Raw genomic sequence first — 22,896 nt, 5'->3', positions numbered from 1 at the left:
TCGCTACGAGCTGAAGCCGCCGTCGCTGTGGATCAACTGGCCCGTGACCCACTCCGCCTCGTCGGACATCAGGAAGCGCACGAGCCGCGCCGTGTCGTCCGGCAGGCCGAGCCGGCCCGACGGCTGGCGCGCCACGATCGTCTCGCGGATCGACGCATCCATCCATCCCGTGTCCACCGGACCCGGATTGACGAGGTTGGCGGTGATCCGCTGCGGTCCGAGCTCGACCGCGGCCGCCTGCACGATGCGGTCGAGGGCGCCCTTGCTCGAGCCGTAGGGCAGGTTGTGCGCGACGTGATCGCTCGTGAGCGCCACGATGCGACCGCCGGATGACGGAGCCTGCGCCGCGAACGCGCGGATCAGCAGCCACGCCGCACGGACGTTGACCGCGAAGTGCCGATCGAAGCTCTCGACCGTCGTGTCGGCGATGGACGAGTCCACGCTCTCCGAGTGCGACAGCACCAATCCGGAGATCGGACCGAGGGCCGCCGACGCATCGGCCAGCACGCGCTCCGGCGTCGCCGGATCTGCGAGGTCTGCCTCCAGACGCAGCGACCGCGCACCCCGCTGTTCGAGCTGGGCGGCGAGGGCGTTCGCACCCTCCTCCGGATCCGCGCCGAGCGGCACGCGGGCCTCGTACGCGGTCCACGTCGTGAACGCGACATCCCACCCGGCGTCGGCGAGCGCGAGGGCGATCGCGTTCGCGATGCTGTTGGCGCGGCCGGCGCCGGTCAGGACGGCCGTTCTGCGATTCGCGGGCATCGGTGGCGCCTACTGCTTGGTGGCGCGCTCGATCGAGCCGACGAGGATCACCCTGTCGGCCTTGTCGCGCGGCGGGTTCGTGCTGTCGTTGCCGTACCGGTTCTGCAGGCGCACGTAGAAGGCGCCGTCGGGGTCGGGGACGACCTCGACGATGCGGCCCGCGACCTCCAGGTAGTGGAACGGGTTCCCGGGGTCGATGATCGACAGCGCGAAGGAGTCGTTGTGCTGCAGGTTCCGGAACTTCTGCCGGTACGTGGTGTGCGTGAATCGTACGTTCTCGCCGTCGAACTCGAACCACATCGGGTTCACCTGGACGGTGTCGTCCGGGCGGATCGTGCCGAGGTGGCCGTAGTTCGGGTTCTCGAGGAGGTGCCGGTAGTCGGCGGGGATGGTCTCGTCGGCTGACGTCATGCTCCCAGTCTGGTGCACGGGACGGATGCCGCGCGCTGCGTCGGATCCGTCCCGCGGTCACATCGTGGAGGCGACCCAGCGCGCCTCGTCCTGGACGAGATCGACCCCCGTCCCGATCGGCCGATATCCGAGCGCCAGCGACGCGCTGGTATCGAGCACGATGGGATGCCGCGCCGCCCACGGGTTCGCGCCGCGTTCGTCGTCGCCGTCGAGCAGCTCGAGCCTGCCCTTCCATCCGAGTTCGGCTCCGATGGAGTGCACGATCTCGCGGGCGGACGGCGCATCCGGATCGGCACTGTTCAGCAACCTTGCTCCCGGCGACGCGGCGACCGCCTCGATGAGGGCCGCCGTGTTCGCCGCGGCGCTCAGATGGTCGATGGATGCGCCGCGCCGCACGAGCGGGATGACTTCGTCGCCACGCAGCATCCGCTCCACGAACACGCGCGTGCGCGCATTCCGCGCCCAGCGCCCGTGCACCTTCGAGGGCCGGATGACCGTCACGGGCAGGCCGCTGTCGAGCACGGTGCGCTCCACCGCGACCTTCGAGGGCGCATAACCCTCCCGCGTGTACGGGTCCACCTCGTCGCCTGCGGGCGCGACGGTCGGATTCGCCTCGCGCATGGGCACAGGGAACCGAGGCGGCTCGTCGCCGTTGATGTCGCGCCCCTCGGCGTCGATGTAGACGGCGCGCGACGAGATGACGACCGGGCATCCGACGGATGCGAGCATCGGCAGCAGCGCGCGCGCATCGGCTGCTCGGTACGCGAGGAGATCGACCAGGAGGTCGGTCCCGCTCCCGAGGAGATCCGAGATCGCGGGCGCGTCGCCGCGTTCGACGGAGTGGAACCGTACGCCGACTGCCCGCAGCTCGGGCGGCATGAGATGAGCCGAGCGCCCGGTGACATCGACCGACCAGCCGACTCGCGCCAGGCGGAGCGCCGTCGCCCCGCCGATCGCACCTGTCCCGCCGAGGATGACCGCACGCATCCCTCGAGTCTCGTGCATTCCGCCAATGCCCTTGACACGTGACCAAACAGTCACCTATCTTGACTGTGATGGATGACGACGCGACGGACGCTCGCGACGCCGGCGCCGGGCCACCCCGAGCGCACGACGACGACGCGGTGTTCAAAGCCCTGGCCGACCCGACGCGCCGCCACCTGCTGGACCGACTGTTCGAGAAGGGCGGACGCACGCAGACCGAGCTCGAGTCCGACCTGCCGCTCACCCGCTTCGGCGTCGCGAAGCACCTCGGCATCCTCGAGGCCGCCGGCCTCGTCGTCATCCGCCGCTCCGGAAGGGAGAAGCTGCACTACCTCAATCCCGTGCCGATCCGCATCATCCACGACCGCTGGATCGACAAGTACACGGTCGGGCCCGCATCCGCGCTCGCCGACCTCAGATCACGGCTGGAGGAATCCGAATGAGCAATGACGCGATGAGCATCCACCCCGACCCGCGGGAGACGATCCAGGTGTACCGGATCTTCATCAAGGCGACGCCGCAGGCGATCTGGGATGCCATCACCAAACCCGAGTTCACTGCGCAGTACTTCTACGGCTCGCGCGTCGAGACGACGGCCGAGGTGGGAACACCGTTCCGCTACCGCGCGCCGGATGGCGAGACGCTGTGGGGCGACGAGACGGTCTTCGAGTCGGATCCGCCGCGACGCCTCGTCGTCGGCTGGCGCTCGCTCTACGACGAGGAGGCGGCGGTCGAGCCGGCGAGCCGCATCACGTGGGAGATCGAGCCGCAGGACGGCGGCTTCTGCCTGCTCACCGCCACCCACGACCAGCTCGAAGAGTCGCCGATCACGGCGGGCAACGTCGCCGGTGTGGGGTGGATGATGGTGCTCAGCGGCCTGAAGTCCGTCCTCGAGACCGGCAGCGGCCTCGCCGCCTGAGGCGCACGCCGCTGGACGGGGATGCCGACAGGCGGCCTGCGGCATCCCCGTAGACTGTTCGCTCGTGACTGAACGCGTCCTCGTCAAGCAGCTGCAGGCCCGGGAAGACGGTGCCGTCTCGGTGTCCGGATGGGTCGAGACCGTCCGCGACCAGAAGAAGGTGCAGTTCGTCATCCTGCGCGATGAGACGGGCGCCGTGCAGCTCGTGAACCCTGCGACTCGTCCCGCCGAGGACGGCTCGGAACAGGATGCGGCGGCCCTCGCCCTCACGGACCTCATCTCGAACCTCACCACGGGCACGTTCCTGACGGCGACCGGCACGCTCAAGCACGACGAGCGCGTCAAGCTCGGCGGCGTCGAGATCAAGATCGACGACCTCGCCGTCGCCGGCGCCGCTCCCGCCGAGCTGCCGATCGCGGCGGACAGCAGCCTCGACAAGCGGATGGACTACCGCGTCGTCGACCTGCGCCAGCGTCGCAACCAGCTCATCTTCCGGGTGCAGACGACGCTCGAGCACGCGATGCGCGCGTACTGGGTCGAGCGCGACTACATCGAGATCCACACACCCAAGCTCATGTCGACCCCGTCGGAATCGCGTGCCGAGCTCTTCCAGCTCGAGTACTTCGGCGACCAGACCGCCTACCTGGCGCAGAGCCCTCAGCACTTCAAGCAGATGGCGCAGGCCGCCGGCTTCGGCAAGATCTTCGAGATCGCCGACGCGTTCCGCGCGGACCCTTCGTTCACGAGCCGCCACGCGACCGAGTTCACCTCGATCGACGCCGAGATCAGCTGGATCGACTCGCACGACGACGTCGCGAAGATGCAGGAGGAGCTTCTGCAGGTCGCGTTCACGGCCGTCAAGGAGAAGCACGGCGCCGAGATCGAGGAGCTCTTCGGCATCGAGGTCGTCGTGCCCTCGATCCCCTTCCCGCGCATCCCGCTCGCCGAGGCGCGCGAGATCGTCCGGCAGCGCGGCTACGAGATCCCGCGCACCGACGGCGACCTCGACCCGGAGGGCGAGCGCCAGGTCTCCGCCCACGTCGAGGAGACCTACGGCCACCAGTTCGTCTTCGTGACCGACTACCACCCCGAGATCCGGCCGTACTACCACATGCGCGACCCCGAGACCGGTCTCACGAAGAGCTACGACCTGCTGTTCAAGGGCGTCGAGATCACGACGGGCGCGCAGCGCGAGCACCGTGTCGAGGTGCTCGAGGAGCAGGCCGTCGAGAAGGGCCTCGACCCGGCGGGCATCGAGCACTACGTCGACTTCTTCCGCTTCGGCGCTCCCCCGCACGGCGGCTTCGGCATGGGCCTGGCGCGTCTGCTGATGCTGATGCTCGGCGAGTCGTCGATCCGCGAGGTCACCTTCCTGTTCCGCGGTCCGACCCGCCTCGCCCCCTGAGCAGCCACGAAACGCAGAACGGCCCCCCGCCTCGGGGGGCCGTTCGCTTTCGCCGACGTCAGAGCTCGAAGTCGACGGCGACCCGATCGCTCACGACGCTGCGGACGTACGCGACGACCTCCTGATGCACCGGATGCGTCTGGTAGGCGTCGAGGGCGTCGGCATCCGCGAAGTCGGCGACCAAGGCGACGTCCCAGCCCCCCTCGACCACATTCGGGCCCACCGTCAGCGAGCCGATCGACGGGACGACTCCGACGAGGGCGCGCAGACGCTCGGAGATCTCGCGCGCGTGCGTGTCCCGCGTCTCCTGATCGGATGCCGCGAGCTTCCACGCGACGACGTGCCTGAGGGTCATCGTGTCTCCTTCTGTGCGAGGCTCGGGGCCTCCTCCAACGCGGCGCGCAGGCGCGCAGCATCCAGTCGCCAATGCGCGTGCAGGTGGTCATCGATCAGGACGACCGGGATCTTCTCCCACCACAGGTCGTAGAGGGCGGGGTCGTCGAGGATCGACGTCTCCACGACCTCGATGTCGGCGTCCTCGGGAAGCTCCGCGACGACCTGCTCGACGATCTCGTGCGCCACGTCGCAGAGGTGGCAGTCGGGCTTTCCGATCAGGGTGAGGGTCGTCACCGGTCCATCCTACGAGCGGCTGAGAACCCGAGCGGCCGTACCGGAGGGACGGTCAGTGCTCGACGGCGTAGCCCGCCTCGATCCAGGCCCGCGTGCCGCCGTCGACGTTCACGGCCTCGTGGCCGCGGGCTTCGAGCGCCTGGGCGACGCGCGCCGATCGGCCGCCGATCTCGCAGATCACGTCGAACTCGCCCTCGGGCAGCAGGTGCAGCTGGTCGCCGAGCGTCGACATCGGGAGGTTCACGGCCCCGGGGACGTGCCCGGCGCGGAACTCGTGCTCCTCGCGCACGTCGATGAGCGGGATGCCGGCGCGGTCGTGACGCTGCTGGACGGTGATCGACTTCATGGGTTCCTCCGTGACGATGCGAGTGCACAGACACGAAGCGCCCGTCCGGAGGGACAGGCGCTTGTGTCGGAGCCGCAGCTTACTTCTTGTTGCGGCGCTGGTGGCGAGTCTTGCGAAGCAGCTTGCGGTGCTTCTTCTTCGCCATGCGCTTGCGGCGCTTCTTGATGACAGAACCCACGGAAAACCTCACAATGTCGGGGTCTGGACGCGACATCGGACGCGTCCGGGATCGGGCAAAGGAAAAAAATGCCTCGGAACAGTCTAGCCGACGCCGGACGCCACCTCAGCCGACATCCGCGATGGGCCGTTGCAGGGCGTCCGTGACGGCCCCTTCAGGCACTCGGTAGCTGCGCCCGAAGCGGACGGCGGGCAGCTCGCCCGCATGGATCAGGCGGTAAACCGTCATCTTCGACACGCGCATGAGCTCTGCGACTTCGGCGACCGTCAGAAAGCGCACATCCGGCAGCTCGGCCATTGGTCCTCCGCGTATCCCCAGGAGATGTATCTCCATACTGTAGGGGTCGCGAGGGACAGGTGTAAACCCATGTGACTTCTGTGATTCCCGTGACTACGCGCGCCCGCGCCCCTTGACCTCGCGCTGCCGTGCCCGTTCCCGCGCCTCACGCAGGCTGGCACGCTCCTCGCGGTGCGCCGCACGCAGCAGTTTCTCGGCCTCACGCACCTTCTTCTGCGATTCGCGGTACTTCTTGTCGGCCAGCACCTCGGGGGCCTCCGGAGGCGGAGGCGGCTGCGGCGGCACGAAGGTGCCCGCCGCGAGCGACTCGAGGTGGGCGGCGATGCCGTCCACGATGACGCCGAGCCCGAACCAGAAGGGGTCCGTCCCCGATGACAGCACGCCGGCGGCGACCGCCCGGTGCAGCGAGGGGTACTCGTCGGCGGTGACGAGCCGGGCGAGCAGGTCGTCCTCGGCATGGCTGACCTCCTCGAGATCGCGACCGGATGCCGCAGCCCGGCGAGACATCCCCGCGATCACGGTCGCATTCCAGTGCGCGTACCCCGTGAGCAGCAGGGTGAGCGACAGGCGAGCGTCGTCGTCGAGCGGCGTGCCGTCGAAGACCTGGAGGCCGGCATCCATCCACGCGGCCGAATTCGGGGTTGCGGTGACGCCGGTGATCGGGATCTCGATGACCCATGCGTGTGCGAGGTAGGAGCGCATCAGCGCATCGTGGAAGGCGACGACGCGCTCTCGCCACCCCTCCCCCTCGATCGGCGGCGGGGCGCCGATGGCGGACTCCTGCATCAGGAGGATCAGATCGTCCTTGGCGCTGATGTAGCGGTAGAGCGACATCGGCGTGTAGCCGAGGCGCGAGGCGACGGCGGCCATCGAGACGGCCGCGAGACCATCGGCGTCGGCGAGTCCGACGGCCGCGTCGACGATGCGCTCCACGCTCATCTCGCGCTTCGGTCCGCGCTGGGGGCTCGCCGCGACCCCCCACGCCAGGGCGATCCCGCGTGGCAGGTCGTCCGCATCCGGTTCGGTCATGCTCGTCATCCTATGGTTGTGTACGTCATAAACAGTATGTTACCGTCATAAACAGTTTCGGTCATATACAGAAAGGATGCCGAGATGATCCCCGCCATCGACGTGCAAGACCTGCACGTCTCATACGGAGCGAACACTGTGCTCTCCGGCCTCGACCTCACGGTCGACCCCGGCGAGGTGTTCGCCCTCCTCGGCCCGAACGGGGCCGGCAAGACCACCACGATCTCCGTGCTCACGACTCTGTCGGCGCCGACCTCGGGGTCGGCGAGGGTCGCGGGCTTCGACGTCGCGACGGACGCCGTCGAGGTCCAGCGCCGGATCGCCCTCACGGGTCAGAGCACCGCGGTCGACGACATGCTGACTGCGACCGAGAACCTCGTGATGCTCGGTCGGCTCTCGGGCCTCTCGCCGCGCGAGTCGAGGCGGCGCGCCGCGGAGCTGCTCGAGCGGTTCTCCTTGACGGATGCGGCATCCCGGCGCGTGAAGACCTTCTCGGGCGGAATGCGCCGCCGCCTCGACCTGGCGCTCAGCTTCGTCGTCGTGCCCGAGGTGCTCTTCCTCGACGAACCGACGACGGGCGTCGACCCGCGCAGCCGGCTGGAGCTGTGGGGCGTGATTCGCGGCCTCGCCGACCTCGGCACGACAGTGTTCCTCACGACCCAGTACCTCGAGGAGGCCGACCTCCTCGCCGACCGCGTGGCGATCCTCGACGGCGGACGCATCGTCGAGACCGGAACGCCCGCTCAGCTCAAGGCGCGGTTCGGCTCCGACACCCTCGTGCTGCTCGGCCCCGACGGCAAGCCCGTCGAGGAGTTCCCCACCGACGGCACGGTCGCCGACCTCCGCCGCGTCCTCGCCCTGATCGATGCGCAGGATGCAGGCGCCTCCGTGGCGCTGCGACGCCCGACGCTCGACGATGTCTTCCTGGCCCTCACCGACACGCAGGCCCAGAAGGCCGCCCGCATCCCGCAGGAGATCTCATGAGCACGGCAGTCCTCCCCGCATCTCTCAGCCGCCCCCTGCCGCGCCCTCGCCTGCGGGGCATCGCCGCCGAGCTGGTGTTCGCCCGGCGCAGCCTCACGCAGTGCATGCGCGACGCCGAGTCGCTGAGCATGTCGATCATGCTCCCGGTGATGCTCATGCTGCTGTTCACGTATGTGTTCGGCGGCGCGCTCGAGTCCGACGGCGGCTACGTCGACTATGTCGTGCCCGGCATCATCCTGCTGTGCGCCGGCTTCGGCGCGGCCACGACCGCGACGTACGTCGCACAGGACATGAAGACCGGCATCATCGACCGCTTCCGTACGATGCCGCTGCGCGCCGGCGCAGTGCTGACCGGGCACGTCGTCGCGAGCCTCGCCCGGAACCTGGTGGCCACGGCGGTCGTCATCGGCGTCGCGCTGCTCGTCGGCTTCCGTCCGACTGCCGACCTGTGGGAGTGGGCGGCTGCAGCCGGCCTGATCGTGCTCTACATCCTCGCGATCACCTACCTCTTCGCGGCGATCGGCCTCGCTGCCGGCAGCCCGGAGGCGGCGAGCGGCTACGGGTTCATCCTGCTCTTCCTGCCGTACCTCTCGAGTGCATTCGTGCCCGTCGACACGATGCCCTCGTGGCTGCAGTGGGTCGCGCGGAACCAGCCGATCACGCCGATCATCGAGACGCTGCGGGGCCTACTCATGGGGACGCGCATGGGGAGCGAGCCGCTGTGGGCGATCGGCTGGACCGTGTTGATCATCGCCGTCTCGGCGATGTGGGGCGCGTGGCTGTTCGGCCCGCGCCGCAGGCGCTGAGCGGCGTGCGCGGCCGACTACGGTCGGCCGGGCAGCTTGCGGAAGGCGGACGTCACAGCGTGCTTCGCCGACGCGGCGGCCCGGCCGACGACCTCCGCGGCGTGGGCGGCAGGCTCAGGCAACGTGGAGTCGAGTGCCGCGGCCACGACCTCCGCTTCGTCGATCATGAACGGCATCAGCCAGTCGTCCACCTCGTCGAGGGGGCCCGGCACCAGGCTGTAAAGGCGGTGCTGGCCCTCCTCCCGGACCGACACCAGCTCGGCCTCGCGCAGGACCTTGAGATGCTTCGAGACCGTCGGCTGGCTCACCCCGAGCTCGAGCACGATGTGCGACACGCTCGTGCCGTCGTCGCCTGCGTTCGCGCGTTCGAGGAGGTAGCGCAGGATGTCGCGCCGCGTACCGTCGGCGATCACGTCGAAGATGTCGGCCATGTGCTCAGACTAGCCGGGCACCCATCCGAGTACCATGACGGCGTGACGCGACCGGACAGCGGAGGGGCCGGAGGTGGGCGGCCCCGGCGCTGGGTCGTCACGGCGGGCGCCGGCATCCGGGATCTCGCGACGTCGTCGCCCTCGCGCTTCGCGGTCATCGTCTTCGCGCTGCTGATCAGCGTGTTCACGGTGCTGTTCTCGCTGCCGATCTCGACGGCGGATCACAAGGTCACGCCCTTCGCGGATGCGCTGTTCACGGCGGTGTCCACGATCTGCGTCACCGGCCTGTCGACGGTCGACATGTACACATACTGGTCACCGTTCGGGCATGTCGTCACCTACATCGGCGTGAACGTCGGCGCCATGGGCGTCCTGACCCTCGCCTCGATCCTGGGTCTCGTCATCTCGAAGCGCCTGGGACTGCGCGCCAAGCTCATCGCGGCGGGCGACACCAACCCGCTGCGCGCGCACGGCGGTCCGGTCAACGAGGGCCAGACCGTGCGCCTCGGCGAGGTCGGCCAGCTGCTGGTCACCGTCGCGATGTCGACGCTCGTCATCGAGGCCGCCCTGACGGTGCTCCTCTATCCCGCGCTGCTGGTCGCCGGCGTGGATCCGGTCGACTCCCTCTGGCAGGCGCCGTACTACGCCGCGATGGCGTTCACCAACACCGGCTTCACGCCGAACAGCGCAGGCCTCGCGCCGTACATCGACCAGTACTTCCTGCTCTCCGTGCTGATGATCGGCGTGTTCCTCGGACAACTCGGCTTCCCCGTCATCCTCACCCTCTACCGGCGCCGCTGGCGCACCCGGCTGTGGTCGCTGCACGCCAAGCTGACGCTCATCACGACCACGCTGCTGTTCGTCGCCGGTGGGCTCGTCTTCCTCGGCCTGGAATACGACAACCCCGCGACCTTCGGGCCGATGAACCCGATCGAGGCCGCGTTCCAGGCGTTCTTCCTGTCGGCCATGACCCGCTCGGGCGGCTTCTCGACCATCGACATCGGCCAGCTGCACGGCTCGTCGCTCGTTGTCGGATCGATGCTCATGTTCGTCGGCGGGGGTTCGGCCTCCACGGCCGGCGGCATCAAGGTGACCACCCTCGCGGTGCTCGCGCTCGCGGTATGGTCGGAGGCCAAGGGCCGGCCCTCGGTGCAGGCGTTCGGTCGCCGCATCCCGAGCGACGTCCAGCGCGTCGGTCTGTCGGTCGTCGCGTGGGGCTCCACGATCGTGGCGATCTCGACGATCACGATCGCCCAGATCACCCAGGCGCCTGTGCAGGACGTCATCTTCGACGTCATCTCCGGATTCGGCACCGTGGGCCTGTCGACGGGGCTCACGGCGAACATGCCCGATCTCGCCGTGTACGTCCTGGCCGCCACGATGTTCATGGGGCGCGTTGGTACAGTGACTATCGCGGCGGCCGTGGCCGCCTCCAGCCGACCGCAGCTCTACTCGCTGCCCGTGGAGAGGCCCATCGTTGGTTGAGCGTCTGCGCAGCGATGCGCCCGTCCTCGTGATCGGACTCGGGCGCTTCGGCGCCGCCTGCGCGGGCGAGCTCGACCGCCTCGATCGCGAGGTGCTCGCCATCGACGACAGCATCGATCTCGTCCAGAAGTGGTCGGAGCGCGTCACCCATGCCGTGCAGGCCGACGCCCGCAACATCGAGGCGCTCACGCAGATCGGGGCGCAGGACTTCGAGGTCGCCGTCGTCGCGGTCGGCTCGATGATCGAGGCATCCATCCTCATCACCGCGAACCTCGTCGACCTGGGAGTGCCGCAGATCTGGGCGAAGGCGGTCAGCCAGTCGCACGGCAAGATCCTCGCGCGCATCGGCGCGAACCACGTCATCTACCCGGAGCGCGAGGCCGGCGAGCGCGTCGCGCACCTCGTCAGCGGGCGGATGCTGGACTTCATCCGCTTCGATGACGACTTCGCCCTCGCCAAGATGTACCCGCCGAAGTTCCTCCGCGGGGTCGGCCTCGGCGAGTCCGGCGTGCGCTCGAAGTACAACGTGACGATCGTCGGCGTGAAGAGCCCGGGCAGGCCCTTCCGCTACGCGGAGGCGAACACGATCGTGACGAACCACGACCTCATCATCGTGTCGGGCACCAACAGCGACATCGAGCGATTCGCCGATCTCGATCGCTGACTGCCGACGTCACGCCTCCGACGACGCGGGTCGAACGTCAGCCTCCGGCCGCGAGCTCCTGCGCACGGGCGAGCGCCGCATCCGTCGCCTCCGTGAACAGGACCTCGAGCTCCGCCTCCTGGAGCACCGCGACGGCGCGCTCCGTCGTGCCCTTGGGGCTCGTGACGCGGCGGCGGAGCTCCGCCGGGTCCTCCCCCGTCGCCTCGAGCAGGTAGGCGGCGCCGATGAAGGTCTGCTCCACCATGGTGCGGGCCTCCGCCTCGGCGAAGCCCTTGCCCACCGCGGCCTTCGTGAGCTCCTCCATGAGCAGGTACACGTACGCCGGGCCCGAGCCCGAGATCGTCGACAGGGCGTCGATCTGCGACTCCGGCACCTCGACGACCGTCCCCACGGTCTCGAACAGCCTGGTGACGACGGCCACGTCGTCGGCGGATGCCGTCGACCCCGCCGCGAGTCCGGTCACCGCGCGGCCGACGAGGGCCGGGGTGTTCGGCATCGAGCGCAGCACCGGGATGCCGTCGCCGAGGATCCCCTCGAAGGTCGCGATCGTGACACCGGCGGCGATGCTGACGACGATCGTGCCCGGGCGCAGACGCGGCGCGATCTCGCGCAGGAGGTCGGGGACCATCACCGGCTTCACGCCGATGAGGACGACGTCGGCGGAGGCCGCGGCATCGCCGTTCGCCTGCGGGTCCGCCTCGAGCGCCACGCTCGTGACGCCCTCCAGACCGGAGAGGGCCTCAGCCTTCGCCGTCGTGCGGTTGGTCACGGTGACACCGCCGCCGAGGCCGGAGGCGACGATCCCCTGGAGGATCGCGCCGCCCATCGAGCCTGCACCGAGGATCGCGACGGGAGGGAGCGTGTCTGCGGGCATGCCCGCCATCTTATGGCCGAGGCTCCTCCCGGTCGGCGGGCGGCGAACCCGGCAGCCGCCTGGGAGGCGACGGTGGGATGCCGCGGCTTCCCTAGACTCGTTGCATGAGTGCTTCCGGCGGCGGCAAGGCGATCCTCGCGGCGTTCCTGGCGAATCTCGGCATCGCGCTGGCGAAGATCATCGCGTGGCTGCTCTCGGGGTCCGCGGCGATGATGGCAGAGGCGATCCACTCGCTCGCGGACAGCGGCAACCAGGTGCTGCTCATGTTCGGCGGGCGCAGGTCGCGCCGTGCGGCCGACCGCGATCACCCGTTCGGCTACGGCCGCGAGCGCTACATCTACGCGTTCCTCGTGTCGATCATCCTGTTCTCGGTCGGTGGACTGTTCTCGATCTACGAGGGCGTCGACAAGATCATCCACCCGCACGAGCTGGAGAACTGGTGGATCCCGATCGCAGTCCTCGTCGTCGCGATCATCCTCGAGTCGTTCTCGCTGCGCACCGCCGTCACCGAGTCGAACCACCATCGCGCCGAGGGCGAGTCGTGGTTCGCGTTCATCCGTCACGCGAAGGCGCCCGAGCTGCCCGTCGTGCTGCTCGAGGATGTCGCGGCGCTCATCGGCCTCGTCTTCGCCTTCCTCGGCGTCGGGCTCACCGTGGTCACGGGCAACTCGCTGTTCGACGCGATCGGCACGCTGTTCATCGGCTCCCTGCTGGTGCTCGTCGCCATCGTGCTCGGCATCGAGACCAAGAGCCTGCTGGTCGGCGAGGGCGCCGACGAGCACGACCGCGCCCGCATCGAGGACGCCATCCTCGTCGGCCACGAGATCGAGAAGCTCATCCACATGAAGACGCTCTACCTCGGACCGGACGAGCTGATGGTCGCCGCGAAGCTGGGCTTCGCCGCGGACCGCAACCTGAGCGTCGTCGCCGCCGACATCGACGCCGTGGAGGCCCGCATCCGCGAAGCCGTCCCCGCCGCCCGTGTCATCTACCTCGAACCGGACGTCTACCGCCCGGGCCTCGACCCGAACCCGTCCACCGACGCCTTCGTCGTGAAGTCGGAGAACTGAGAGCTGATGGAGCACTGCCTCTTCACGGAGCCGCAGCAGGGATTCACGTACGACGAGCAGCTCGCCTTCGCGCGGGCGGGTGAGGATGCCGGCTTCCACGGCTTCTTCCGCTCCGACCACTACATGCGCATGGGCGCGGGAGACCCGCATCCCGGCCCCACCGACGCGTGGACGACACTCGCCGGGCTCGCGCGCGAGACGTCGCGCATCCGCCTGGGCACCCTCGTCTCGTCGGTGACCTACCGGTTTCCCGGAATCCTCGCGATCCAGGTCGCCCAGGTCGACGCGATGTCGGGCGGCCGCGCGGAGCTGGGGCTCGGCACCGGCTGGTTCGAGCAGGAGCATCGGGCGTACGGCATCCCGTTCCCACCGAAGCGGTTCGACATGCTCGAGGAGCAGCTCGCCATCGTGACCGGACTGTGGGCCTCCGAGGGGCCGTTCTCGTTCGAGGGCGCGCACTACACGCTCGAGGACTCACCCGCGCTGCCGAAGCCGGTGCAGGAGCGCGTGCCGGTCATCGTCGGCGGCAACGGCCCGCAGCGCACGCCCGCGCTGGCGGCCCGCTACGCGACGGAGTACAACATCGGGTTCCGGTCCGAGGAGGTCATCGCCGAGGCGTTCGACCGGGTGCGCGCGGCCTGCGAGGCGATCGGGCGCGATCCGCAGACGCTGAAGCTCTCGGTCGCGCTGCCGACACTCGCGGCGCCGGACGAGGCCACCCTGACGCGCCGGGCGGGTGCGCTCGGGCGGCCGCTCGACTCCTTCCGCGACGGCGTCAACATCGCCGGCGACGCCGACGTGATCCGCGAGAAGGTGTCGCGCCTCGAGGCCCTCGGCGCCGCCCGCGTGTACTTCCAGCTCATGGATGCGCGCGATCTCGAGCAGGTCGCCTATCTCGGCGAGGCGCTCGCCGGCTGAGCCTCGCGGTCGTCAGCGGCGGTCGGTGAAGAACTCCTGCAGCAGCCGGGTCGCCGCTTCTTCGCCGACCCCGCCGACCACCTCCGCACGGGAGGGCAGTCGCCGATCGCGCACGACGTCGTACACCGAACCGGCAGCGCCGGCCTTCTCGTCCCACGCGCCGAACACGAGCCGCGAGACCCGGGCCTGCAGCAGCGCCCCCGCGCACATGACGCAGGGTTCGAGCGTCACGACGAGCGTGCAGCCCTCGAGGTTCCAGGTGCCGAGGGATGCCGCGGCCTCGCGCAGCGCGACGACCTCGGCGTGGGCGGTCGGATCACCCGTGACTTCGCGCAGGTTGCGGCCCTCGCCGATGACGGCGCCGTGGGCATCCAGCACCACAGCGCCGACCGGCACATCACCGGCGGCGCCCGCATCCCGGGCCAGGACCAGGGCACGCTCCATCGCTGCGGAATCGGTCACCATGCTCCGACCGTAGCGCCGATACCCTGTGCGTATGCGCGTCCACATCGCCGACCACCCTCTCATCACCCACAAGCTCACGGTGCTGCGCGACCAGCGCACCCCGTCGCCGGTGTTCCGCCAGCTCACCGAGGAGATCGTGACCCTTCTCGCCTACGAGGCGACGCGCAACGTCCGCGTCACGCCGGTGGAGATCCAGACGCCCGTGACGTCGACGACCGGCGTGCGCATCAGCGAGCCGCGGCCGCTCGTCGTGCCGATCCTGCGGGCGGGACTCGGGATGCTCGAGGGCATGGTCAAGCTGCTCCCCACCGCCGAAGTCGGCTTCCTCGGGATGGTGCGCAACGAAGAGACGCTCGAGCCGTCGACGTACGCGGAGCGCCTGCCCGACGACCTCAGCGACCGCCAGTGCTTCGTGCTCGACCCGATGCTGGCGACCGGCGGGTCGCTCGGCGCGGCCATCGACTTCCTCTTCAAGCGAGGCGCGCAGGATGTCACGGCCATCTGCATCCTCGGCGCTCCGGAGGGCATCGCCGCCATCGAGCGCCAGGTGGGCGACCGCGATGTGACGCTCGTCCTCGGCGCACGCGACGAGCACCTCAACGAGAAGGGCTACATCGTGCCCGGACTCGGCGACGCAGGCGACCGCCTCTACGGGACGGTCTGAGCCCCTCGGCGCCGTCTCTGACGCAGGTCAGGGCGTGGCGCGGCGGCCCGTCTCCTGCTCCCAGAACTCGAGCTGCTGAGTGAGGGCCTTCGCCAGCTCGAACACCTGCTCCGGAGGGATGCGGATGCGGCTCACGACCCGCGCCGGCACGACCGCGACGCGTTCGCCGTCGCTCGTGTCCTCCCGCGGCGGCTGGGCGAGCGTGACGAAGTCCATGACGAAGACCGCCGGTGTGTGCCACACGTTCGCGAAGTCGGCGTAGTTCCCGGCCACCACCTCGGGCGGGAGGTCGATCTCGAACTGCGGGGGAAGCTCGTCTGGCATGGCCGCTCCTCGGGGCTGCACTGCACCTCAGCCGACGACAGGTCGGACCGTCGGTCCCGCGAGTCTACGCGGGAAGGGTGACCCCGAGGCGGTGCGGCGCCGGGGGCTCCGCATCCGTCTCGACGAGGTCCTTCTCGACAAGGCGCGCGAACCCGCTCAGTCGCGCGACGCCGTCCGGGGTCCGCGGCAGGTCGTCGAGGATCCCCGGCGCATACACGACGTACGCGGTGTGCTTCGCTCGCGAGATCGCGACGTTGATGCGGTTGCGAAGGAGCAGGAACTCGAGGCCGCGCGGCGCATCCCGCCCGCTCGATGCGGCGAGCGACACGATCGCGACCGCCGCCTCCTGGCCCTGGAACCTGTCGACCGTGCCCACCGGGACGTCGGCGAACCCGGCGGAGGCGAGTGCCTGCTCGACGAGCACCTGCTGGGCGTTGTACGGCGTGACGACGATGACATCGCTCGCGGCCAGCGGCCGCGGCGGCACCGCACCGTCGTCCGAGACCTCCGTCCAGGCGCGCCCGACGACGGAGCGGACGAGCTCGACGACGACGGCCGCCTCCTCCGGCGACGCCGTGGAGTTGCCGTGGTGGCGCACGGGCACCGGGATGACGCCGGGCTCGATCCCCTCGAGGGTGCGCAGCGCCGTGCACGGATGCGCCTCCAGCTCGCCGTCGTACGACAGGAGCGAGACGGCCTCCGCGACCGCGGGGTGCATCCGGCGCGACTGCGGAAGGAAGAAGCCCTCATCGGGCGTGACGACATCGGCACCGTCCATCACCCAGCCGAGCGCGGACGTGTCGACGGGTGCGGGATGCGTGCCCTGGCTGACCTGCGGCAGCTGCTGCGGGTCGCCGAGCAGCAGCAGCCGCTGTGCGGCGAGCGAGACGGCGATCGTCGAGGCCAGCGAGAACTGCCCGGCCTCGTCGATGACGAGCAGGTCGAGACTGCCGCGCGGGATGCGCCCCTCGTGCGCGAAGTCCCATGCGGTGCCGCCGACGACGAATCCGGTCGCGGCCCGCTCCTCGGCGAACGCGGCGATGCCGTTCTTCTGCAGCGGCGTGAACGACAGCGGTGCGTCGCCCTCGGCGGGCGCCGACTTCGGGGCCTTGCCGACGAGCCCCGCGTCGAGACCCGCCGCGACCACACGGTCGAGGAGGTTCTCGACCACCGCGTGCGACTGCGCGACGACGCCGATGCGGTACTGCCGCTCGGCCACGAGCCGCGCGATCACGTGCGAGCCGACGTACGTCTTGCCCGTGCCGGGCGGCCCCTGGACGGGCAGGTAACTGTGGTCCAAGTCGGCGACGGCCTCGACGATCGAGTCGACTCCGGCCGTGCCGCCGTCGTAGGCCGTGGCCAGGAAGACGCCGCTTCGGGTTCGCGGGGGCCTGCGGAGGAGGATGTCGGTCGCCGGGTCGAAGGGCAGTGCGGGCGCGGACTGGATGAGCGTGTCCGCCCAGGCGTCGATCGCCTTCTGCTGGTTGCGGGCCTGGGGAGGGGCCGCCGGAGCGAGGGCGACGGGGAGGCCGTTCCACGTCTCGCCGTCGACGGCGTACTCCTCGACGATCGCGCCGTCCTCGAGCTCCTCCACGACGGTGACGCCGTGCGCCGCATGGATCCAGCGGGGCGACGCATCCACGAAGAACGGTGCTGGAAGCTCGTACACGGCGAAGGGGGTCGCGCCCTCGCGCAGCTGCGTGCCGGGAGCGAGCTCGCCCCGCAGTTCGACGATCCGCCGCAGCGCGCGCGATCGGCCCTCATCGGGAATGTGCCAGTCGGTCATCACGCGACTGCGGGCCGCATCGACGGCGAGTGTATCGCGCGTCTCTTCCCACACCGACAGCGGTTCGCGCAGGCGCTGGAAGTGGCTCGCCCAGAACGCCTTCGCCTCGCGCGGGTAGTAGTCGATCGCGGCGGCTGCGAGCCTGAGCGCCTCGGCGTCGCCCTCCTGCGCGGAGGCGGCCATCGTCTCGAGGAAGCCGGCGTGCGGCGAGGGCTCGTAGACCCGCTCCGCCGCGTCGACGTCTCCCGCCGGCCGAAGACCGGCCTCGCGGGCGCGATCGACCAGCCAGTCGCGCAGCCGGCGGGTCGAGACGCAGTCGTAGCGGTTGTAGTCGGCCAGGTCGTCGAGGATGACCTGGGCCGCCGCATCCTGCCCGTTCTCGCTCAGGGCGCGCGCTTCGACGTACCGCTCGATCGACACGTCGCCCTTCTGGACGTCGCTCGTGCGCACCTCGTCGCACATGTAGAGCGGCTCGAGCTTCTTGATCGAGTACGAGCGCGATCCGACACGCAGCGCCCGCCGCACCACCGGGTAGAGGTCGACGAACACGCCCTCGCGCAGCAGCCGGTCGATGTCACGCTCGCAGACGCCATGCCGGGCGGCCATCGCCACGAGGTGGGCGGTCTCGTACGGAGCGTAGTGATAGATGTGCATCGCGGGATGCTGCTGCCGCCGCAGATTCACGATCTCGACGAAGGTCTCGAGCGCGGCCTTCTCGTCGGCGAACGTGTGCGCCCACAGCGCGGAGTACTGCTCCCGCATGTCGACCCAGCCGAAGAGGTAGTCGATGCCCCACACCCCGGGATCGCTCTCGGTGTAGAGCGGCTCGCCCTCGAAGTCGAAGAAGATGTCGCCGTGGTCGGGACGCGGCAGCGCACCGAGCGCCTGCGGGAGCACCACCTCGTACGTCGGGGCGATCGCATCCGTCGCCTCGGACTGCAGCTGCAGCCGGGCCTGCGTCCGGAGCATCGCGAAGGTGTCGGGGTTCATGCGCTCCGGACCGGCGGCCGCCTCGGCGAGAGCGTCGATCGTCATGATCCCGACGTCGCGCAGGCGCGCGCGCTGCACCGGGCGCATGCCGGCGACGAGCAGCAGATCGCGGGATGCCTCGACCTCGGCCTCGCACGTCGCGCAGCGGCCGCACGCCGCGACGCCGAGCTCGCCCCGCTCGTCGCCCCAGGCGATCGGCTCGTAGTCGACGCCGAGGTCGACGCGCCGGTCGGCGATGAGAGCGCGCAGGCGGGAGCGCCGCAGGCGGAAGGTCGGAAGCAGGTCGTCGACCTGGTGCACGCTCGTGGTGCCGTCGCCGAGCAGCAGCTCGACCCGGTCCGCGCGCGGGACGCCGAGGCGGTCGAGCTGGTCGACGTAGGCGGCGAGCTGCATGAGCGCCGTCACACGGGCGTGGCGGGCGAGCTTCGAGTCCTGGACGACCCAGCGCACCGGGTCGTCGGCATCCCTCACCAGGAAGTCGGCGAAGCCGACGAACTCGGGCGTCGCGAACGCAGCCTGATAGACCACCGTGGCATCCGAGGCGAGGGCCGCATCCGTCAGGGCGACCGCGAGGTCGAGCGCCTCGGCATCCGACGACCGCGTCTGCGGGATCGCGATGACGCGGTCGCCGAGCTCCGCCTCGTACCGCGCGAGCACCCTGCGCTCGTGGGCGTCGCCGAGGCGGCCCGCACGGGCGAGCGTCGCATCCTCCGGGTCCTCCACCGGGGCCACGCGACCGAGCTTCGCGTCGATCGCGCGCAGCCACGCGAACTCGCATTCGGCGGCGGCCTTGAGGTCGCTCGCGCTCCACACGATCCTGCGGTCGGCCTCGATGAATCTCACTCTTCGACAGTATCCGGGGTGGCGGACACGGTCGCCGCGCGGCGCCGCCGACGAGGTGTCGGGCGGGAATGCCAGACTGGACGGATGAGCCTCGCGTACGAGAGCGCCTACCGGCACGGGTTCGCCCGCGTCGCCGCCTGCACGATCTCGGTCGCGATCGCCGATCCCGCCACGAATGCCGACGCCGTGCTCGCCGTCGCGCGCGAGTGCGATGCGGATGCCGTGGCCGTCGCGGTGTTCCCCGAGTTGTGCCTCACGGGGTACTCGATCGAGGACCTCGTCATGCAGGACGTCGTCATCGACGCCACGGTGGCGGCGATCGAGCGACTGGTCGAGGCATCCGTCGAGCTGCTTCCCGTGCTCGTCGTCGGTGCGCCGCTGCGCCACCGCAACCGCCTCTACAACTGCGCGGTCGTCATCCATCGCGGTGAGATCCTCGGCGTCGCGCCGAAGTCGTCCCTGCCCACCTACCGGGAGTTCTACGAGCGGCGCTGGTTCGCGCCGGGAGACGACCTGGCGGGCGACGACATCACGATCGGCGCGCGGCAGGCGCCGTTCGGCCCCGATCTCCTGTTCCGTGCGCTCGACGTCCCCGGGCTGGTCGTCCACGTCGAGGTGTGCGAGGACATGTGGGTGCCCATCCCGCCGTCGTCCGCAGCCGCGCTGGCCGGGGCGACCGTGCTGGTGAACATCTCCGGCAGCCCGATCACGATCGCCCGCGCCGACGATCGGGCTCTCCTGTGCCGCGCGCAGTCCCTTCGCGCCAACGCCGCCTACGTGTACGCCGCGGCGGGTGTCGGCGAGTCGACGAACGACGTCTCGTGGGACGGCCAGACCATGGTGTTCGAGGCCGGCCGGCTGCTCGCCGAGTCGGAGCGCTTCCCCGACGGCCCGCGCCGCTCGGTCGTCGACGTCGACCTCGACCTGCTGCGACAGGAGCGCATCCGCACGGGCACCTTCGACGACAACCGCCGCACGGTCCAGCCCGAGACGCGCACGGTGCACTTCCGGCTCGATCCGCCGACCGGCGACGTGGGGCTGCGGCGGCGCCTCGACCGGTTCCCGTTCGTGCCCGACGACCCCGCCCGCCTCGCGCAGGACTGCTACGAAGCGTTCAACATCCAGGTCTCCGGGCTCGTCCAGCGCTTGAGCGCGATCGGCGACCCGAAGCCCGTGATCGGCGTCTCGGGCGGCCTCGACTCGACCCACGCGCTGCTCGTCGTCGCCCGGGCGATGGATCGCCTCGGCCGCCCACGCAGCGACATCCTCGCCTACACCCTGCCCGGTTTCGCGACCTCCTCGCACACGAAGTCGAACGCCATCGCACTGGCCGAGGCGATCGGCGCGACCATCGAGACGATCGACATCACGGAGCCGGCGACCGCGATCCTGCACGGCATCCATCACCCGTACGCCGGCGGCGAGCCCGTGTACGACGTGACGTTCGAGAACGTGCAGGCCGGCGTGCGGACCGACCTGCTGTTCCGGCTGGCGAACCAGAACGGGGGGATCGTCATCGGCACGTCCGACCTCTCGGAGCTCGCGCTCGGATGGGCGACCTACGGCGTCGGCGATCAGATGAGCCATTACGGCGTGAACGCCGGCGTGCCGAAGACGCTCATCCAGCACATCATCCGGTGGGTCGTCGCCCACCGCGAGGGCGTCTCGGACGAGGCTGCGGCCGTGCTGCAGTCGGTGCTCGACACCGAGATCAGCCCCGAGCTCGTGCCACCGGGCCCCGACGGCGCGGTGCAGTCGACCGAGCAGTCGATCGGCCCGTACGCGCTGCACGACTTCACGCTGTTCCACGTGCTGCGGCGCGGGTACCGGCCGTCGAAGATCGCCTTCCTCGCGGAGCACGCCTGGCGCGATGCCGGGTCCGGCCACTGGCCCCCCGGCTACCCCGAGAAGGACCACCGCGCATACGACCGCACCGAGATCGTCGAATGGATGCGGGTCTTCCTGCGCCGCTTCTTCGGCTTCGCGCAGTTCAAGCGCTCCGCCGTGCCGAACGCCCCCAAGGTGTCGCCGGCGGGCTCGCTGTCGCCGCGCGGCGACTGGCGTGCGCCCTCCGACGGCAATGCACGTGCCTGGCTGGCCGAGCTCGACGAGGTCCCGGCGAACCGGTAGCCCGGATCTTCAGTGAGGGGCGAAAGGCCCGCGCCGGCGGCGGCACTCGGTGACAGACTGGCCGCATGACGCGGAGCGCGACGGTCATCGGCAGCGGCCCCAACGGACTGGCGGCAGCGGTCTCGCTTGCCCGCGCCGGGTACCGGGTGCGGGTTCTCGAGGCTCAGCAGACCGCCGGCGGGGGCGTGCTGACCAGAGGCCTGACCCTCCCCGGATTCCGGCACGACGTGTGCTCGGCGGTGCATCCCGTGGCGCACAGCTCTCCGTTCTTCCGCGCGTTCGGGCTCGACCGCATCGAGTGGATCCGGCCGGAGATCTCCTTCGCGCACCCGCTCGACGACGGCCGGGCCGCCATCGCCTGGCGCGACCTCGACCGCACGGCCGACGGCCTCGGCGCGGACGGCACAGCCTGGCGCTCCGTCATGCGCCCGCTGAACCGCCGCCTCGAGGGGGTCGTCGATTTCACCGGCAACCAGCTGCTGCGGATGCCTCGGCATCCCCTCACCGCCGCGAGATTCGGGATGCGGGCCCTGGAGGTGGGCACCCGGGCCATCCGCACCACGTTCCGCACCGAGGAGGGGGCGGCGCTCTACGGCGGCGTGGCCGCCCACGCCAACGCCCCGGTGATCTCGCTCGCTGCGTCGGGCGCCGCGCTGCTCCTGCTCGCCCACGCGCACTCCACCGGCTGGCCGTATCCGCGCGGCGGTGCGCAGGCGATCGCCGACGCGCTCATCGCCGACCTGCGCGCGCACGGCGGCGACGTGGAGACCGGCCGGGATGTGCGGTCGCTCGCCGACGTGAGGGATGACCTCGTCCTGCTCGACACGTCGCCCCGGCTCCTGCTCACCCACCCCGACCTGCCCTCGGACTACGCACGGGCGCTCACCCGCTACGGCTACGGACCCGCCGTCGCCAAGGTCGACTTCGCCCTCGACGGACCGGTGCCGTGGGCGAATCCGGAGGTAGCGGCATCCCCCACCGTCCACGTCGGCGGCACGCTCGACGAGATCGACGCGAGCGAGCGCGCCGTCGCCCGCGGCCGCGTGACGGACCGGCCGTACGTGCTCGTCGTGCAGCCGTCGGTGCTGGACCCGACACGAGCACCCGAGGGCTCGGCGACGCTGTGGGCGTACATGCACGTGCCGCTGAACTCGAGACTCGACCCCACCGAGCTCGTGCTGACGCAGCTGGAGAGGTTCGCGCCGGGCGTCCGCGACCGGGTGCTCGCCGTGCACGCGACCTCGGCGGCGGACCGCGCATCCCGCAACCCCGCCGAGATCGGCGGAGACGTGCTGGGCGGCTCGTTCACACTCGGTCAGGCGCTCCGGCGCCCCGTCGTGTCCCGCACACCGTGGCGCACTCCCCTGCCCGGCGTCTATCTGGCGTCGGCGTCGACTCCACCCGGACCGGGAGTGAACGGCCTCCCCGGCTGGTACGCCGCGCGGCAGGCGCTCCACGATGCAGGGATCAAGGTCGAGCTCGGGGACCTCTTCGGGTGAGA

At 70.4% G+C, this 22,896-nt stretch carries 26 protein-coding genes; 12 read left to right on the top strand and 14 right to left on the bottom strand.

Features of this window, described 5'->3' with window-relative positions:
• Positions 1–3 precede the first annotated feature (3 nt).
• The 3 genes from AC0NZN_RS13940 to AC0NZN_RS13930 are packed head-to-tail and all read right to left on the bottom strand — an operon-like array spanning position 4 to position 2,160.
• Positions 4–762 carry an SDR family oxidoreductase gene (locus tag AC0NZN_RS13940; RefSeq protein ID WP_474592912.1) on the bottom strand — a complete coding sequence of 253 codons (759 nt, stop codon included), beginning with the start codon at positions 760–762 and terminating at the stop codon, positions 4–6.
• A gap of 9 nt (positions 763–771) precedes the next feature.
• Positions 772–1,173, bottom strand: coding sequence for a PPOX class F420-dependent oxidoreductase (locus AC0NZN_RS13935; RefSeq protein ID WP_474592911.1), 402 nt, complete (start codon positions 1,171–1,173; stop codon positions 772–774).
• Positions 1,174–1,230: 57 nt separating this feature from the next.
• Entirely contained in the window at positions 1,231–2,160 is a 930-nt protein-coding gene (locus AC0NZN_RS13930; protein WP_474592910.1) for a Rossmann-fold NAD(P)-binding domain-containing protein, read from the bottom strand.
• A 68-nt stretch (positions 2,161–2,228) separates the two neighbouring features.
• On the opposite strand from AC0NZN_RS13930, the gene AC0NZN_RS13925 reads away from it, so the two are divergent.
• The 3 genes from AC0NZN_RS13925 (at position 2,229) to aspS (ending at position 4,481) form a co-directional block, all read left to right on the top strand.
• Complete coding sequence (locus AC0NZN_RS13925) at positions 2,229–2,600, top strand: ArsR/SmtB family transcription factor (RefSeq protein WP_474592909.1); 372 nt, start codon at positions 2,229–2,231, stop codon at positions 2,598–2,600.
• Positions 2,597–3,076 carry an SRPBCC family protein gene (locus AC0NZN_RS13920; protein WP_474592908.1) on the top strand — a complete coding sequence of 160 codons (480 nt, stop codon included), beginning with the start codon at positions 2,597–2,599 and terminating at the stop codon, positions 3,074–3,076. Before AC0NZN_RS13925 ends, AC0NZN_RS13920 begins: the two co-directional genes overlap by 4 nt.
• 64 nt (positions 3,077–3,140) lie before the next feature.
• Positions 3,141–4,481, top strand: a complete 1,341-nt coding sequence (gene aspS, locus AC0NZN_RS13915; RefSeq protein WP_474592907.1) for an aspartate--tRNA(Asn) ligase — start codon at positions 3,141–3,143, stop codon at positions 4,479–4,481.
• A 58-nt stretch (positions 4,482–4,539) separates the two neighbouring features.
• On the opposite strand, the gene AC0NZN_RS13910 is transcribed toward aspS, so the two are convergent.
• The 6 genes from AC0NZN_RS13910 to AC0NZN_RS13885 all read right to left on the bottom strand — a co-directional run bounded on the left by AC0NZN_RS13910 (position 4,540) and on the right by AC0NZN_RS13885 (position 6,961).
• Positions 4,540–4,836 carry a Dabb family protein gene (locus tag AC0NZN_RS13910; RefSeq protein WP_474592906.1) on the bottom strand — a complete coding sequence of 99 codons (297 nt, stop codon included), beginning with the start codon at positions 4,834–4,836 and terminating at the stop codon, positions 4,540–4,542.
• Positions 4,833–5,111: a glutaredoxin family protein gene (locus tag AC0NZN_RS13905; protein WP_474592905.1), complete on the bottom strand. Its 279-nt coding sequence runs from the start codon at positions 5,109–5,111 to the stop codon at positions 4,833–4,835. The genes AC0NZN_RS13910 and AC0NZN_RS13905 overlap by 4 nt, the downstream gene beginning before the upstream one ends.
• 52 nt (positions 5,112–5,163) lie before the next feature.
• Complete coding sequence (locus tag AC0NZN_RS13900) at positions 5,164–5,457, bottom strand: rhodanese-like domain-containing protein (RefSeq protein ID WP_474592904.1); 294 nt, start codon at positions 5,455–5,457, stop codon at positions 5,164–5,166.
• Between the two features lie 79 nt (positions 5,458–5,536).
• Positions 5,537–5,635, bottom strand: coding sequence for a 30S ribosomal protein bS22 (locus tag AC0NZN_RS13895; RefSeq protein WP_003792170.1), 99 nt, complete (start codon positions 5,633–5,635; stop codon positions 5,537–5,539).
• A gap of 105 nt (positions 5,636–5,740) precedes the next feature.
• Positions 5,741–5,932, bottom strand: coding sequence for a helix-turn-helix domain-containing protein (locus AC0NZN_RS13890; RefSeq protein ID WP_474592903.1), 192 nt, complete (start codon positions 5,930–5,932; stop codon positions 5,741–5,743).
• Between the two features lie 93 nt (positions 5,933–6,025).
• Entirely contained in the window at positions 6,026–6,961 is a 936-nt protein-coding gene (locus AC0NZN_RS13885) for a TetR/AcrR family transcriptional regulator (RefSeq protein ID WP_474592902.1), read from the bottom strand.
• A gap of 84 nt (positions 6,962–7,045) precedes the next feature.
• Here AC0NZN_RS13885 and AC0NZN_RS13880 point away from each other — a divergent pair, with 84 nt between their 5' ends.
• Entirely contained in the window at positions 7,046–7,945 is a 900-nt protein-coding gene (locus AC0NZN_RS13880) for an ATP-binding cassette domain-containing protein (RefSeq protein ID WP_474592901.1), read from the top strand.
• Positions 7,942–8,751, top strand: a complete 810-nt coding sequence (locus AC0NZN_RS13875) for an ABC transporter permease (protein ID WP_474592900.1) — start codon at positions 7,942–7,944, stop codon at positions 8,749–8,751. The genes AC0NZN_RS13880 and AC0NZN_RS13875 overlap by 4 nt, the downstream gene beginning before the upstream one ends.
• A 17-nt stretch (positions 8,752–8,768) precedes the next feature.
• Here AC0NZN_RS13875 and AC0NZN_RS13870 read toward each other — a convergent pair whose 3' ends face one another.
• On the bottom strand, positions 8,769–9,182 hold the full coding sequence (locus AC0NZN_RS13870) for an ArsR/SmtB family transcription factor (RefSeq protein WP_474592899.1): 414 nt from the start codon (positions 9,180–9,182) through the stop codon (positions 8,769–8,771).
• Positions 9,183–9,296: 114 nt separating this feature from the next.
• On the opposite strand from AC0NZN_RS13870, the gene AC0NZN_RS13865 reads away from it, so the two are divergent.
• Positions 9,297–10,667 carry a TrkH family potassium uptake protein gene (locus AC0NZN_RS13865; protein WP_474593010.1) on the top strand — a complete coding sequence of 457 codons (1,371 nt, stop codon included), beginning with the start codon at positions 9,297–9,299 and terminating at the stop codon, positions 10,665–10,667.
• Positions 10,660–11,331, top strand: coding sequence for a potassium channel family protein (locus tag AC0NZN_RS13860; protein WP_474592898.1), 672 nt, complete (start codon positions 10,660–10,662; stop codon positions 11,329–11,331). The genes AC0NZN_RS13865 and AC0NZN_RS13860 overlap by 8 nt, the downstream gene beginning before the upstream one ends.
• Positions 11,332–11,368: 37 nt before the next feature.
• On the opposite strand, the gene proC is transcribed toward AC0NZN_RS13860, so the two are convergent.
• Positions 11,369–12,205 carry a pyrroline-5-carboxylate reductase gene (gene proC / locus AC0NZN_RS13855; protein ID WP_474592897.1) on the bottom strand — a complete coding sequence of 279 codons (837 nt, stop codon included), beginning with the start codon at positions 12,203–12,205 and terminating at the stop codon, positions 11,369–11,371.
• 104 nt (positions 12,206–12,309) lie between these two features.
• Here proC and AC0NZN_RS13850 point away from each other — a divergent pair, with 104 nt between their 5' ends.
• A complete protein-coding gene (locus tag AC0NZN_RS13850) occupies positions 12,310–13,275 on the top strand; it encodes a cation diffusion facilitator family transporter (RefSeq protein WP_474592896.1) in 966 nt (321 codons plus the stop codon).
• A gap of 6 nt (positions 13,276–13,281) precedes the next feature.
• Complete coding sequence (locus AC0NZN_RS13845; RefSeq protein ID WP_474592895.1) at positions 13,282–14,193, top strand: LLM class F420-dependent oxidoreductase; 912 nt, start codon at positions 13,282–13,284, stop codon at positions 14,191–14,193.
• Between the two features lie 12 nt (positions 14,194–14,205).
• On the opposite strand, the gene AC0NZN_RS13840 is transcribed toward AC0NZN_RS13845, so the two are convergent.
• Entirely contained in the window at positions 14,206–14,658 is a 453-nt protein-coding gene (locus tag AC0NZN_RS13840) for a nucleoside deaminase (protein WP_474592894.1), read from the bottom strand.
• 31 nt (positions 14,659–14,689) lie between these two features.
• Here AC0NZN_RS13840 and upp point away from each other — a divergent pair, with 31 nt between their 5' ends.
• Positions 14,690–15,322, top strand: a complete 633-nt coding sequence (upp, locus tag AC0NZN_RS13835) for a uracil phosphoribosyltransferase (protein WP_474592893.1) — start codon at positions 14,690–14,692, stop codon at positions 15,320–15,322.
• 27 nt (positions 15,323–15,349) lie between these two features.
• Here upp and AC0NZN_RS13830 read toward each other — a convergent pair whose 3' ends face one another.
• Complete coding sequence (locus tag AC0NZN_RS13830; RefSeq protein ID WP_474592892.1) at positions 15,350–15,646, bottom strand: DUF3467 domain-containing protein; 297 nt, start codon at positions 15,644–15,646, stop codon at positions 15,350–15,352.
• Between the two features lie 64 nt (positions 15,647–15,710).
• Positions 15,711–19,265 (bottom strand): TM0106 family RecB-like putative nuclease, encoded by a 3,555-nt coding sequence (locus tag AC0NZN_RS13825; RefSeq protein WP_474592891.1) that lies wholly within the window; start codon positions 19,263–19,265, stop codon positions 15,711–15,713.
• Between the two features lie 84 nt (positions 19,266–19,349).
• Here AC0NZN_RS13825 and AC0NZN_RS13820 point away from each other — a divergent pair, with 84 nt between their 5' ends.
• Together AC0NZN_RS13820 and AC0NZN_RS13815 are read left to right on the top strand one after the other, a co-directional pair.
• On the top strand, positions 19,350–21,395 hold the full coding sequence (locus AC0NZN_RS13820; protein WP_474592890.1) for an NAD(+) synthase: 2,046 nt from the start codon (positions 19,350–19,352) through the stop codon (positions 21,393–21,395).
• Between the two features lie 65 nt (positions 21,396–21,460).
• Entirely contained in the window at positions 21,461–22,894 is a 1,434-nt protein-coding gene (locus tag AC0NZN_RS13815) for a phytoene desaturase family protein (RefSeq protein ID WP_474592889.1), read from the top strand.
• Positions 22,895–22,896 lie beyond the last annotated feature (2 nt).

It is taken from the genome of Microbacterium sp. sgz311019 (assembly GCF_056135325.1).
This window is presented reverse-complemented; position numbering and strand designations above follow the sequence as displayed.